Raw genomic sequence first — 13,924 nt, forward strand, 5'->3', positions numbered from 1 at the left:
ATATTAAATATCAGCAAGTTAACAAAACATGCTCAATTTTGATAAAATGAAGAATTGCAGGGGCAGCGCAGTCCCGGTAACGTGATGATTAACTGTTTCTATATTAATGATTTTGAATTTTTCAGGGGAAAGATAATGCACGACTCTCTAACCATTGCGTTGCTCCAGGCGCGAGAAGCGGCGATGAGTTATTTTCGCCCAATCGTTAAACGGCATAATTTGACTGAGCAACAGTGGCGCATCGTGCGTATTCTGGCGGAAAGCCCATCAATGGATTTTCACGATCTGGCGTATCGCGCCTGCATTTTGCGCCCAAGCCTGACCGGGATCCTTACGCGGATGGAACGCGACGGTTTAGTGTTGCGATTAAAGCCGATCAATGATCAGCGGAAGCTCTATATCTCGCTAACCAAAGAGGGGCAGGCGCTGTATAACCGCGCTCAGACACAGATTGAAGAAGCCTATCGGCAGATTGAAGCTCAGTTTACTGCCGAGAAAATGCAACAGTTAACCCATCTGTTAGAGGAATTTATTGCTCTGGGCAATTCCCGACAAGAAGCCATCCCGGGCGATAATGAATAACTTTTTAGTATCTGATAACCAGCGCCTGGTTTTTCCATGGATGGCGGGTTACACCTTTTCATAAAGTTTTTGCTTTCCAGGCCGAAAATCTTGCATCGGTCCACAGGAAAGAGAAACCATGTTAAAACGTATCAAGATCGTGACCAGCTTACTGCTGGTTTTGGCCGTTTTTGGCCTTTTACAACTGACATCAGGCGGTCTGTTCTTTAATGCCTTAAAGAATGACAAAGAAAATTTCACTGTTTTACAAACCATTCGCCAGCAGCAATCCACGCTGAATGGCAGCTGGGTCGCGTTGTTGCAGACGCGTAACACCCTCAACCGCGCGGGTATCCGCTACATGATGGATCAGAATAATATTGGTAGCGGTTCAACCGTTGCTGAGCTGATGCAGAGTGCCAGTATTTCGCTGAAACAGGCGGAAAAAAACTGGGCGGATTACGAAGCGTTGCCGCGTGACCCGCGTCAGAGCACCGCCGCAGCGGCAGAGATCAAACGTAATTACGATATTTATCACAATGCGCTGGCGGAGCTGATCCAACTGTTAGGTGCAGGCAAAATCAACGAGTTCTTTGATCAGCCGACCCAGGGATATCAAGACGGTTTCGAGAAGCAGTATGTGGCTTACATGGAGCAAAACGATCGGCTCTATGATATCGCCGTCAGCGATAACAATGCCTCCTACAGCCAGGCGATGTGGATTCTGGTGGGCGTGATGATCGTCGTACTGGCGGTCATCTTCGCCGTCTGGTTCGGTATTAAAGCCTCGCTGGTAGCGCCAATGAATCGCCTGATTGACAGCATCCGTCATATTGCAGGCGGCGATCTGGTGAAACCGATTGAGGTGGATGGCTCTAATGAGATGGGGCAACTGGCAGAGAGTTTGCGCCATATGCAGGGAGAGCTGATGCGTACCGTCGGTGATGTGCGCAACGGGGCCAATGCCATCTATAGCGGTGCCAGCGAAATCGCTACCGGCAATAACGATCTCTCTTCGCGCACCGAGCAACAGGCCGCTTCGCTGGAAGAGACGGCAGCCAGCATGGAGCAACTGACCGCAACGGTGAAACAGAACGCCGAGAATGCGCGCCAGGCCAGCCATCTGGCATTAAGTGCTTCTGAAACGGCGCAACGGGGCGGCAAAGTGGTAGATAACGTGGTGCAGACTATGCGCGATATCTCCACCAGTTCGCAGAAAATCGCCGATATTATCAGCGTAATTGACGGCATTGCCTTCCAGACCAATATTCTGGCTTTGAACGCGGCGGTTGAAGCAGCGCGTGCGGGTGAGCAAGGGCGCGGTTTTGCGGTGGTTGCGGGAGAAGTGCGTAATCTGGCCCAGCGTAGCGCTCAGGCGGCTCGTGAAATTAAAAGCCTGATTGAAGACTCGGTGGGGAAAGTGGATGTTGGCTCTACGCTGGTCGAAAGCGCCGGGGAAACAATGGCGGAGATTGTCAGCGCCGTGACCCGCGTGACGGACATTATGGGCGAAATTGCTTCTGCTTCTGATGAGCAGAGCCGTGGTATCGATCAGGTTGGCTTAGCGGTTGCTGAGATGGACCGGGTAACTCAACAGAACGCCGCGCTGGTGGAAGAATCTGCCGCTGCCGCCGCCGCGCTGGAAGAGCAGGCCAGTCGCCTGACCGAAGCTGTGGCAGTGTTCCGGATTCAGCAACAGCAGCAACAGCAGCGTGAAACATCGGCTGTGGTAAAAACCGTGACGCCAGCTGCGCCGCGTAAAATGGCCGTGGCAGATAGCGAGGAGAACTGGGAAACATTTTAATCGCCATGAAAATGCCCGATAAGCAAAATGTTATCGGGCATAAGGAGATTAATCTTTACGTGGGTCGTTGATCGGCTGACGAACCAGGAAGATGTACGCCAGTGCCCCCGCTGCGGTGACGCAACCGCAGATGATTAGTGCCAGACGGAATGAGTGGGTGGTATCAACAATAAAACCAGTAATGATCGGCGCAAAAGAGGCGCAGATGAAGCTGGCAAAGTTCTGGATACTGCCCACCGACGCAGTCATGCGAGAAGCAACTGCGACGTGGATCAAGCCCCAGCAGGATGTTCCGGCAAAGTGAATACAGAACAGTGCCATGCCAATCAGCAGAACCGCCGTCATGGATGTTGTCGCTTGTGGTACTATCAGCGTAAAGGCGGCAGAACAGAACATCCCGGCAATAATGCAGATCTTACGGCTTTTAATCGGAGCCATTCCCCCTTTGACCAGCCAGTCAGTAACGTAACCGTTGACCAGCATCCCGGCAGCCCCAAACAGGAAAGGGATAGCCGCCATCAACCCTGTGCTTTTTAAATCCAGGTTATAGGCTGTTTGCAGGTAACCAGGAAGCCAGGCCAGATACAGCCACGCAGTGTAGTTGATGCCACTGAATCCGAGCATCATTCCCCACATTGTACGGTTACGGAACAGGCTGCGCCATTCGGCAAAACTGAGCGGATCTCGGCGGGCATTGACGCTACCTGCATTGAGATAAGCTTGTTCAACGGCAGTCAGTTCTACGTGCTCGCGGTTGCGATAGAGCATATACCAGCCGATGGCGAGAAAAATCCCCAGTACACCAATGGTAATAAACATCCCGCGCCAGCCCATCACCAGCATCATCGCCGCCAGAATCGGTGGGCTTACGGCAACGCCAATGGTAGAAGCTGCGTTGAAGAAGCCCATCGGGCGTCCGCGCTCTTTGATGTTGAACCAGTCGTTAATGACTTTTACACCGCATGGGTTCATCGGCGCTTCACCAATCCCCATACCGATACGCACCAACACGAACTGCGTAAAGTTGTGCACCATGCCAGACATTGCCTGGAACAGTGACCAGAAGAACATCCCCAGTCCCAGCATCAGGCGTGGGCCTTTACGATCCAATAGTGGGCCGCAAGGAAGTTGCGCAATCCCGTAAGCGAGTGAAAACACGGAGAGCAAAGCGCCGATTTCGGTGGCACTTAATCCCAATTCTTCACGAATCGTTAAATTTGCTACCGACAGCGAACTGCGGTCGAGATAATTGATTACCGCCGCAAAAAATAATAACAACATGGCGGTGGTTTGAATGCGTTTAATTCGGGTACTGCGTTGAACTAATCCATCTGGTGGCACGGGAATATCTGCCGACGAAGATGGAGTAAATGAAGAACGCGGATCGAGGGTGATATTTTCTTTTTCCACGCCGGACTCCTGTATTTATAATTTTAATTGTTTACGTAATTGTGCATTACGCAAGGTTGACATTAACGGCAGGTTAAAGTTTTAGGACTTTACTACCGCTCACAAAAACATTTTTAGTCGACTGATTGTGAGCATAGGTAAGCGGGAATTTCCCGGTATTTATCTTTTGATAAAACCGTGCACCCGCTAATAGTTTGCTGTTTTTAATCCGTACTTAATGAGCATAACGCGTGTTCTCATTAATGGATCGAATCATTGATTGTTTAGCTGAATTCAAATGGTTACGGAGCGCAAGGGTGGCATCAAGGTCACTGCGGCAAATCAGAGCGCTGAGAATGGTCATATGCTCATCGACGGCAATGATATTGCGCTGTTTAAGATCGCTTTCGTCCCATTGATAGTGAAAATGAAAGATGACTGAGATGATCTCAAGCGATTGATCAAAAAAGATATTGTCGGCAGCTGAAAGCAGTAAGGAGTGAAAATCTCTGTCAAGTTGCGAGAACATGCGAAAGCTATTGCCGATGTTGTCACGCAGTAGCCGATGACGTTCGAGCATGGTTTTCGCCTGCAGCCAGCGGGGATCATGATCAGGCAGGTTGAGAAAGTGCTGAAGTGAATGTGTTTCGAGCATTTCGCGTAGCTCAAACAGCTGCTCGGCGTAGGATTGATCGAATTGCTTCATGCTCCACTGGCCGCGCTTTTCGCTGTGAATAAGATTATAACGGCCGAATTTTAAAAGATATTCTCTTACTACAACCGGGCTGACACCCGCGGCCCGAGCCAGTTGCAGTTCAGAAAACGTTTCCCCTGGGCGTAACTGGCGCTGGTTTATCATCGTGAAAAAAGCCTGCTCAAACACTTTGTTTTGTTCACTCATTGAAGCGGTAGTACAGGCGAAACCGTCATCATGGTCAGGTTTACGCGCAATAACATAGTCGTTTCCAACCTGCGTCAAGACGCCGCATTCGCGTAAGTGGCTGAGAATATGACGCACTGTGGTGCGGCTGATGTTGTACATTTCCGCCAGCGCACTTTGCGATGGAAGTGGGGAAGGGATATGACCCCGCGCCATATCATCAATGACCTGGTTAATCACATTGTGGCGTAAATTTTGTGAACGACTCATATTTTCCTCCTTGTGAGTCCATTAAAACCCGATTTAAAACATTTTTATGCGTGTGTTTTCACAAAACAGATTTTCCGTTCCGCTGCCATTTTTCATTTTCATTGATATCTAAGGCAACAAAAAATGGAGAGCCGAATCATGTCTACGATGAATGTTTTAATTTGCCAGCAGCCGAAAGAATTAGTCTGGAAACAACGCGAGATACCTATTCCGGGTGACAATGAAGCATTAATAAAAATTAAGTCTGTCGGGATTTGCGGTACCGATATTCATGCCTGGGGTGGAAATCAACCATTTTTTAGTTATCCACGTGTTTTAGGCCATGAAATATGTGGGGAGATTGTTGGGCTGGGTAAAAATATTGCTGATCTTAAAAATGGTCAGCAAGTTGCTGTGATCCCTTATGTTGCCTGTCAGCAATGCCCGGCGTGTAAAAGCGGGCGTACCAATTGCTGTGAAAAAATTTCAGTCATTGGCGTGCATCAGGATGGCGGTTTTAGTGAGTATTTGAGCGTGCCGGTGGCGAACATTTTGCCCGCAGACGGTATTGACCCGCAGGCGGCAGCATTGATTGAACCTTTCGCTATTAGCGCTCATGCGGTGCGTCGCGCAGCCATTGCTCCCGGCGAGCAGGTGCTGGTGGTCGGGGCGGGGCCAATCGGTCTGGGCGCGGCGGCAATCGCTAAAGCCGATGGCGCACAGGTGGTGGTGGCGGATACCAGTCCAGCGCGCCGTGAACATGTGGCAACGCGTCTGGAATTACCTGTACTGGACCCGTCAGCCGAAGATTTTGACGCGCAGCTACGGGCGCAGTTTGGTGGTTCGCTGGCGCAGAAAGTGATCGACGCGACAGGTAATCAACATGCGATGAATAACACCGTGAATCTGATTCGTCACGGCGGCACGGTGGTATTTGTCGGCCTGTTTAAAGGTGAGTTGCAGTTTTCCGATCCGGAATTCCATAAAAAAGAAACGACGATGATGGGCAGCCGCAACGCCACGCCGGAAGATTTCGCTAAAGTCGGTCGACTGATGGCAGAAGGGAAAATCACTGCCGACATGATGTTAACCCATCGCTATCCGTTCGCCACGCTGGCAGAAACCTACGAGCGCGATGTGATTAACAATCGTGAGTTGATTAAGGGTGTAATTACTTTCTGATAAGGCGAGATTATTAAAGTTGCCATGCAGCGTCCGGGGAAGTGTTGGGCGCTGTTTTTTTCTGTTTCTCAATGATGTTTTGTAGGCCGGAGAAGGTGTGTAGGTCGCACCTTATGCGACCTACACATCAGTCAGGAATTACCCTTCACGTTCCACAACTTTAATTTCCACCATGCCGATCCCGAGCTTACGCGGCGAGTGTCCGAGGATATTCCCTTCGTTGGTTGAGACAGGTTCCGGCGGCACAATTACCAGTGTGTCGGCATCGGTTGGGTTATCGAAATGCAGTGTGGTGGTGGTTACTTCATTGCCCAGCACAAGAGTTTGTTCTTCATTGCCTACGCGTACCGGAATAGGACGGCTGGCGTTATTGCCGTATGCTTTGGCGGTAATCACCAGGTCAAATTTCTTCGGCAGCGGATGCTTGTACTCGATTTTTACTTCATCGCCCAGCTGAGCGTTGGACCAGCGGCCCCACGACTCCGGACGGGAAATCCCGCTAAACTGTTTCACCTCTTCTGGCGCACCGGCGACGTTGAAGATGAAACTGTCGGCTTTGTAGCGAATATCGTTATCAACAATTTTCAGCGTATCGACATTGCTTTTGTAACGCGCCATGTCGATGACCGTATCTTTAAATGCCGTTTTGCCCTTCCACATTGTTTTATCAACATGCTGGACAATTTGCTGACCGCCAAGCTGCCCCTGCGAGACACACCAGTCGGTGGAGAGTGCCAGTTCCGGAGCCCAAAGTTGTGCCATCTTGTAGCAACGGTCAACCCAGACGAAATTGTCGCGTGGAGCGAAATCGGCCAGCTGGAAACGCAGCGGTGCTGAGTATTCACTTTCCGGCAGCGGTTCTACGCGCTTGTCTGAAACCCGCAACAGCAGCGGCAAACGGAAATGGCTACCCGAGAAGGCAATCATGTTTTTCTGCTGGTCGATAGTGAACTCTTTCATCTCTTTAGGGAATTTCCACAGGCGGATGATATCCGGCTTCCACGCCAATGTTTTCTCTTTGATATTGAGGAAGATTTCCGACATCGACTGCCCGGATAAACTGCTACGACCAAGTCCGAGATAGTTATCGCCACCGAGAATGTCCAGCACCGTCGCGCCGTTATCCATCGTGTTACGCTTCACTGCCAGCGTCTCTTGCTGCGGCTTGTCGCCACGAATGACAAAAAACAGGTTATTGCGATCCTGCTTATTAAGGTATTTCCACGCCGTGTTGTTCATCGCTAAATGGTCAGAAGAGACGACGATGACGGTATCTTTAAACCACGGTGACGCTTTGATTTTGTTGATAAACGCCGCGATATTCTCCTGGCTGCAACTTACCGCGCTGAATGACTGGTTCGGCTTACCGTCAAAATCATATTTTTTGCGGTTACAGGTACGCGAGATAAAACCATCCGGGTGATGGGTATCGACTGTCAGGGTAAACAGTGAGAATCGCTGACCTGAGCGGGAAAGCTCTTCAAACTTTTTCCACGCTTCATCGAGAACGGTATCGTCGTAGAATCCCCAGTCGTTGCGATAGTGCGGGTCGGCCACCACGCTTTTCAGCTCTTCTGAGCCGTATAAGTGGTCGAAGCCATGCGACTTCAGGAACACATCTTTACCGGCAAAACGCAGATTCGCGCCCTGCACGAAATAGTTCTGATAACCCGAGTTTTTCAGGATATCGCCCAGACAGATGTTCTGCGGGAAGAAGCTGGAGACAGAGGCGGAGGCGTTGCCTTCAAAGGGGGCAAACAGCGGTATGCCGCACTGAGAAGCCACCATGCCCGCAATCGTGTAATCCGTTCCTGGCAGCTGCTGCGTGTGGCTGAAATCCAGGCCTTCATTTTTCAACGCGCCCAGTTCAGGCGTGAGATCCGGGAAAGCTTCGTTATCAAAATAGGTCCGCTCGAGACTTTCGCCGTAGATATAAACCAGGTTGAGTTTCGGGTCAGGGATAGTTTTCGACGGCTCTTTATAATAAGCCGCAAAGTCCGGGTCGCCATCGCGTGACTGGGATTTCACCAGTTCCGTTATCTGACGAAATGCTGGGCTGGCGTCCACCGAACCCAGCGCCAGTAAGAGCGCCAGCAGGCTGTAACCAAAATGGTGCGGATGATGGCGACGACGGCGCAGGATCCAGCCCAGCGCACCGAACACCGCTGTCAGCCCCAGCACAATGCCGATACCCGGCAGGATGTATTTGCTGACGCCAGCACCGGTCAGGCTGTTGGTTAAGGTATAGAGAACCGCGTCGTTAATACCATCGCCAGTAAAATAGTCGCTGGCAAACAGGGTGATATTTAAAACGACAAATAGCCCCAGCACCGTTAATGTGGCTGCAAACCACCAGGTGTTACGTCCCGCTTTCCATGCGTAAATCAGCACAGAGGCGAGAAAAAGGGCGAAAGAGAGTAGTTCTGACAACGGGCGATCCTCACTAAACCGGGCCGTTTAGCCAACGTTTAAGCTTTTTGAGAAGCACAATGTAATGGCGTCGCCATATTGCTGCAATTCTAGTGTCAAAAAAATGCGATGTTGTTAGGAATTAGTTTATAAACAGACTTTTTTGATCGCGGTCGCTTCCCGTGTAACAGGGGGAAAACCGTCCAGGAGCAGGGAAAAGGGCAGGAGAGAGCCGCGTCAGCCGGGTAACAGCTAAAACGCGGCGTTTCGCGGTTCAGGAAATGAAGTTCAGCCCCTGCTTTAACACCAGATCGCAGGCTTTGGTTTTCACCTTTTCTGCCAGCGGAGTCGTTCCGATGTTATCCAGATTGAGTTGCTGACCATCTTTGGTTTTCAGCAAACCCTGAATGCCATCCAGATAGTTGGTGTCTTCTTTTTGCTCTTCACTGTTCAGGCCCAGCTTTTCCAGCACCTGGTTCTTGATGTTTTCGGCATCGGTTACCGACGCCAGCTTTTGCTTCGCGCAGTATTGCAGAATGCCTGCGGCGTTGTTCATGTTATCTGCGCTTAAGGCCTGGTTCCCGCTGCTAAGCAAGTTAGTTAATGACGCGAGCGACCAACCGCCTTCCTGTGTCGTGCTGTTTTGGTTGCCAAGTTCGCTGGCGGCGCTGGAGAGCGCATCTTTCCAGGACGCAGCATGCACCCCGGTGGAAATTAATGCGCTGGCGGCAATGGCACAGCACAGAAGATGTTTAACAGTTTTCATCATCATTACTCAAGGTGGAATTGTGTCGCAGTATACCGCCAGAAACGGGGATTAATACTCTTTACCTGTTACCCGGCTACGGTAGCTATCCCAGTTGAAGATCACCCACAAACTGTTACCCAGGCGCATACGGTCCATCACGCGTTCGCCCAGCAACTTGGTCATCTCTTCCATATTACTGTTGGTCAGCATCCCGGTTGGGCGTTTGGAAGAAGAGCGGCGATCGACGATCTGGTTGATGATCACTTTTTCGTATTTCGATTCGGTCTGCACGCCGATCTCATCGATCACCAGCAGATCAACGTTGCTCAGATCGTTAAGCAGTTGTTCTTCACTGGTACCGCTATTCCTGAAGGTATCTTTCATCGCCGACATAATATCGGCCACGGTGATGATCAATACGGATTTACCGCGTAGCAGCAGCTCGTTGCAGATTGCCGCCGCCAGATGGTTTTTGCCGGTTCCTGGCTTACCAGAAAAGATGAAGCTGGCGATGTTGCCGTCAAACTCTTCGACGTACTGGCGCGCTTTGCTTAACGCATTCATCTGCCCTTCACACTCAACGCGATAGTTCTCAAAGGAGCAGTTCTGATGCAGTGGCCGAATACCGGAGCGGTTAAAGGTGCGCTGCATTTTCATCGCCCGATTTTCACGTTCGAGAGCGGCGGAGCGGATCGCTCCTTGTTCTTTCTGCCAGGCCAGTAGCTCTTCACCCGTTTTGAATGCAGGTTTGATATGGGCAGGCATCATTTTTTGCAGGCGTTGCATCAGGTCGCCAACGTTTTTCATCGTTACCCTCTGAATCCTGGTGGAATTTGGCTGTCAGGTTCGCTGACCGTATTCACATCTCGTTTCGGCAGTCCGCCGTTGCTGGCACGACCGATTTGCAGGCTGCGCGCCAGTTTTTGTTGCCACTGCACATGGTGAAAGACTTTACCTTCCGCCTGCCAGTAGGCAATGAATGAGGCCAGTTCTTCGGTGGTCACCGGCTCTCTTAGCGCCACGCCCCATAGCGCCGCCAGGCGGATAAAGTCGGCATCGGGTTGCCAGTCCGGATACATGGCGAATTTCCCCATGGGGACAGCAACGGGAGCGGCTTGCGGTTCCTGATAGAGTTGATCGTCCAGAGCGACATCGCTTCCCGGACGCGCCAGCTTTTCTTCCAGCGCCAGCAGTTCAGCCAGGCGTGCAGGCGTGACGGCATAAAACGCCGGGGCATTGTTAGCAAATACGGCAACCACACCGCCTTCAGCTTTTGCCAGAACGGTTTGGTGATCGTGTACCAGGGCGTCAATACCAACGACGTCCGGGGTCAAAACTCTGGAAGACATACTGTTTCTCAAATATGGAACGATGAACGAGAAGGGAGATAACTTTTATAGTAACACACGGAGGAGAGGAGGCTGTCTCTCATCCGTGTGCTTAAGCGAGGCAATTTTATACGCGAGGGCGCTTGCGGTACAACCATAATCCAGGAATGGAAAGACCGATGGATAACGCACCAACAATCGATGAAGCTGTAAGAAAGTTGGTTAACAGGGTAATCATCAACGGTTCGCTGTAACCTAACTGGCTGATTTTTACCGCCGAAATCATTGCGGTATAAGCCGATATGCCCGGGAACATAGGGATAACGGCCGCCACGGTAAACACTTTCGGATGCGCCAGATACCAGCGCGACCATTGAATACCAATGGTGCCGACCAGCATAGAAGCCATAAAAGTTGACCACTCAATATTCAGCCCGCTGGTCATTAAGATCATTCGTGAACCATGACCAATCGCGCCAAGCAGCGCACACCAGCGTAACGCCCGAACGGGAACGTTGAACACCATCGCAAAGCCGACCGCAGGAATGGCGGCGAGGATCATATCCTGCGCCAACGCTAACAGAAATTCGATCACACCCATCCGCGTAGCCCCCAAATCGTCAGTGCCATCACTACGCCGACGCAGGTAGCCAGTGTCAGCAGACTGGCGATCGCCCAGCGTGCCAGTCCGGTATTGATGTGGCCTTTAAACATATCGGCGACGGCATTAATCAACGGAAATCCCGGCACCAGCAGCAGAACGCTGGCGGCCATCGCGATAGTGGGTGTATTGCTGAAAGTGGGAAGTTGCAAAAGCAATCCGGAAATGGTGGTGGCGGCGAAAGCGGTAAGGCAAAAGTTGATTTGTGGATGAAGATGACGTTGTGCCAGCAGCTGGCGGATATACATCGCGGCCGTACTGGCAAAGAAGGTGATGACGGCACCATCCCAGCCACCTTTATTGAGTTTACAGAAACAGGCACAAGAAAGGCCAACCATTAAGGCTACCAGCCATCTTGGGTAACGTAATGGCTGAATTTGGCTAAATCGTTTCTCTACGCCTTTGTAATCCAGCAGATGGTGCTCCGCCAGAATCACAATGTGCTGGACTTCAGTCACCACATGCATATTAATGCCGCGATCGTGATTTTTACGTGTCGATGTCAGGCATTGCCCATCTTTAATGGTTGTCAGCACTATGGCGTTCGAAGAGATAGAACTTTCGACGCTGTCCATCCCCAACGCCCGACCCAGTCGTGAGGAAAGCTCATCAACCAACGCGCTTTCCGCACCATGTTGCAAAAGAAATAATCCACACTGGATACAAAGCCGTGTTACGGCTCGCTGTTGCTCAGTTTGCATAACTCGCCCTTTGTCATAGACGTGCTGCGTATTGTTCAGATAATGAGAATCCATTTGTATCATGAAGCACGGTTGTTTTGCGGTAGGTTAAGATCAAAATTGCGCTGATTAATCCTGGTTATCGGGACAAGCTCGGTGATAAAAAGCGAATTATCTCTCGCCGCAAACAAACTATCACATGAATATTATCACTATAATGAATTTATTGTTTGGCCTTTACGAATCAGGATAATAGATAACCGGGCACGTTTTTTAATGTTAACAAGTTAAAACCATCAGATTTCATTGAATAAATATTGGTTGTGTGATTTTTCATTCTGCGGGAAGGGATATCATTTAATTATAAATTAAATGAATGTGATTTCTGTTTTTCATTAAGTATTCCTAACAACTTAATGTAGATATTTTAAATGTCTCCAGGCTATTTCACCAGGTTATCATTTGATGCTAACCTTCTGACACATGCAGTGGAGTTGTTGTGCAGCAGGAGTATGCTGATATGAAAGTGAATGCTAAGGATAATTTATTCGCTTAATCTATTAATTTGCTGGAAACATTTAAGGAATGAATATCCTGAATAAACCATCATGATTTTTAGACAGTGGATGTGGAGGAAATATGTTGCCAGGATGCTGCAAAAATGGAATTGTTATCAGTAAAATACCTGTTATGCAAGCAGGGTTAAAAGAGGTCATGAGGACTCACTTCCCTGAATATGAAATAATATCCAGCGCCTCTGCGGAGGACCTTACCTTATTACAATTACGTCGTTCCGGATTAGTCATTGCTGATTTAGCCGGTGAAAGTGAAGATCCTCGTTCTGTTTGTGAACATTATTATTCTTTAATCTCACAATATCGGGAAATTCACTGGGTTTTCATGGTGTCACGCTCCTGGTATTCCCAGGCAGTAGAATTGCTCATGTGCCCTACGGCGACGTTATTGTCTGATGTTGAACCCATTGAGAATCTGGTCAAGACCGTACGTTCCGGCAATACGCACGCAGAGCGTATCAGCGCCATGCTGACCTCTCCGGCAATGAATGAAACTCATGATTTTAGCTATCGCTCCGTCATTCTCACTCTTTCAGAGCGCAAGGTACTGCGGCTATTAGGTAAAGGATGGGGCATCAACCAGATAGCTTCGTTGCTTAAGAAAAGTAATAAAACTATCAGCGCCCAAAAAAACAGTGCGATGCGTCGACTGGCAATTCACAGCAACGCTGAAATGTATGCATGGATAAATAGCGCGCAGGGTGCAAGAGAACTTAACTTGCCTTCTGTTTATGGAGATGCCGCAGAATGGAACACAGCCGAATTAAGAAGAGAAATGTCGCACTCATAGAAAAATGCGTCATGAGCAGTATCGGTATTGAGAGTTTATTCAGAAAGTTTGCGGGTAACCCTTATAAGCTCCATACCTATACCAGTCAGGAGTCATTTCAGGATGCCATGTCGCGGATCTCATTTGCGGCGGTCATTTTTTCTTTTTCTGCCATGAGAAGTGAGCGCAGAGAGGGATTATCTTGCCTGACTGAACTGGCGATTAAGTTTCCGCGTACCCGGCGTTTAGTTATTGCGGATGATGATATTGAAGCTCGGCTGATTGGTTCATTGTCGCCATCACCGCTGGACGGTGTATTAAGTAAAGCGTCAACGCTGGAGATTTTTCATCAGGAACTCTTTTTGTCATTAAATGGTGTACGTCAGGCGACCGACCGACTGAACAATCAGTGGTACATTAACCAAAGCCGGACGCTAAGCCCGACGGAGAGAGAAATATTGCGCTTTATGTCGCGTGGCTACTCAATGACACAAATTGCCGAGCAGCTTAAACGCAATATCAAAACGATCCGTGCACATAAATTTAATGTGATGTCGAAACTGGGCGTCAGTTCTGATGCAGGGTTGTTGGAGGCCGCAGATATTCTGTTATGTATGCGGCATTGCGAAGCAAGTAATGTGTTGCATCCCTATTAATCCGCATGATGCCGGGTTTACTTCCCCGGCAGT

The 13,924-nt window shown here is 49.7% G+C and carries 13 protein-coding genes; 5 read left to right on the forward strand and 8 right to left on the reverse strand.

Annotation, left to right across the window (positions count from 1 at the left end; all coding sequences use genetic code 11):
* Window positions 1-135 precede the first annotated feature (135 nt).
* Together hpaR and tsr are read left to right on the forward strand one after the other, a co-directional pair.
* The gene (gene hpaR / locus E0D98_RS03410; RefSeq protein ID WP_000543915.1) at window positions 136-582 is read left to right on the forward strand and encodes a homoprotocatechuate degradation operon regulator HpaR; all 447 of its coding nucleotides are present in this window, start codon (window positions 136-138) and stop codon (window positions 580-582) included.
* 118 nt (window positions 583-700) lie between these two features.
* The gene (gene tsr / locus E0D98_RS03415) at window positions 701-2,365 is read left to right on the forward strand and encodes a methyl-accepting chemotaxis protein (RefSeq protein ID WP_000919567.1); all 1,665 of its coding nucleotides are present in this window, start codon (window positions 701-703) and stop codon (window positions 2,363-2,365) included.
* Window positions 2,366-2,413: 48 nt separating this feature from the next.
* Here tsr and E0D98_RS03420 read toward each other — a convergent pair whose 3' ends face one another.
* Together E0D98_RS03420 and E0D98_RS03425 are read right to left on the reverse strand one after the other, a co-directional pair.
* Window positions 2,414-3,775 carry an MFS transporter gene (locus E0D98_RS03420; protein WP_000410127.1) on the reverse strand — a complete coding sequence of 454 codons (1,362 nt, stop codon included), beginning with the start codon at window positions 3,773-3,775 and terminating at the stop codon, window positions 2,414-2,416.
* A 214-nt stretch (window positions 3,776-3,989) separates the two neighbouring features.
* The gene (locus tag E0D98_RS03425) at window positions 3,990-4,904 is read right to left on the reverse strand and encodes a GntR family transcriptional regulator (RefSeq protein ID WP_000091570.1); all 915 of its coding nucleotides are present in this window, start codon (window positions 4,902-4,904) and stop codon (window positions 3,990-3,992) included.
* Between the two features lie 138 nt (window positions 4,905-5,042).
* On the opposite strand from E0D98_RS03425, the gene lgoD reads away from it, so the two are divergent.
* Complete coding sequence (gene lgoD / locus E0D98_RS03430; protein WP_000106033.1) at window positions 5,043-6,065, forward strand: L-galactonate oxidoreductase; 1,023 nt, start codon at window positions 5,043-5,045, stop codon at window positions 6,063-6,065.
* Window positions 6,066-6,203: 138 nt separating this feature from the next.
* Here lgoD and opgB read toward each other — a convergent pair whose 3' ends face one another.
* The 6 genes from opgB to E0D98_RS03460 all read right to left on the reverse strand — a co-directional run bounded on the left by opgB (window position 6,204) and on the right by E0D98_RS03460 (window position 11,912).
* Entirely contained in the window at window positions 6,204-8,495 is a 2,292-nt protein-coding gene (gene opgB / locus E0D98_RS03435) for a phosphatidylglycerol--membrane-oligosaccharide glycerophosphotransferase (protein ID WP_001292657.1), read from the reverse strand.
* 253 nt (window positions 8,496-8,748) lie between these two features.
* A complete protein-coding gene (yjjA, locus tag E0D98_RS03440) occupies window positions 8,749-9,243 on the reverse strand; it encodes a DUF2501 domain-containing protein YjjA (RefSeq protein ID WP_001308243.1) in 495 nt (164 codons plus the stop codon).
* Window positions 9,244-9,291: 48 nt separating this feature from the next.
* On the reverse strand, window positions 9,292-10,029 hold the full coding sequence (dnaC, locus tag E0D98_RS03445) for a DNA replication protein DnaC (RefSeq protein ID WP_000799911.1): 738 nt from the start codon (window positions 10,027-10,029) through the stop codon (window positions 9,292-9,294).
* Window positions 10,030-10,031: 2 nt separating this feature from the next.
* A complete protein-coding gene (dnaT, locus tag E0D98_RS03450; RefSeq protein WP_000098818.1) occupies window positions 10,032-10,571 on the reverse strand; it encodes a primosomal protein DnaT in 540 nt (179 codons plus the stop codon).
* A gap of 106 nt (window positions 10,572-10,677) precedes the next feature.
* Window positions 10,678-11,151 carry a threonine/serine exporter gene (locus tag E0D98_RS03455; protein WP_000538188.1) on the reverse strand — a complete coding sequence of 158 codons (474 nt, stop codon included), beginning with the start codon at window positions 11,149-11,151 and terminating at the stop codon, window positions 10,678-10,680.
* Window positions 11,142-11,912 carry a threonine/serine exporter ThrE family protein gene (locus E0D98_RS03460; protein ID WP_001340933.1) on the reverse strand — a complete coding sequence of 257 codons (771 nt, stop codon included), beginning with the start codon at window positions 11,910-11,912 and terminating at the stop codon, window positions 11,142-11,144. The genes E0D98_RS03455 and E0D98_RS03460 overlap by 10 nt, the downstream gene beginning before the upstream one ends.
* A gap of 618 nt (window positions 11,913-12,530) precedes the next feature.
* Between E0D98_RS03460 and E0D98_RS03465 the strand changes: the two genes are divergently transcribed.
* Together E0D98_RS03465 and bglJ are read left to right on the forward strand one after the other, a co-directional pair.
* Window positions 12,531-13,256, forward strand: coding sequence for a response regulator transcription factor (locus E0D98_RS03465; protein WP_000936630.1), 726 nt, complete (start codon window positions 12,531-12,533; stop codon window positions 13,254-13,256).
* Window positions 13,214-13,891 (forward strand): DNA-binding transcriptional activator BglJ, encoded by a 678-nt coding sequence (bglJ, locus tag E0D98_RS03470; protein WP_001300509.1) that lies wholly within the window; start codon window positions 13,214-13,216, stop codon window positions 13,889-13,891. The genes E0D98_RS03465 and bglJ overlap by 43 nt, the downstream gene beginning before the upstream one ends.
* The last annotated feature ends 33 nt before the right edge of the window (window positions 13,892-13,924 follow it).

The organism is Escherichia sp. KCJ4928, from assembly GCF_004352695.1.
In the GTDB taxonomy this organism is placed as follows: Bacteria; Pseudomonadota; Gammaproteobacteria; order Enterobacterales; family Enterobacteriaceae; genus ECMA0423.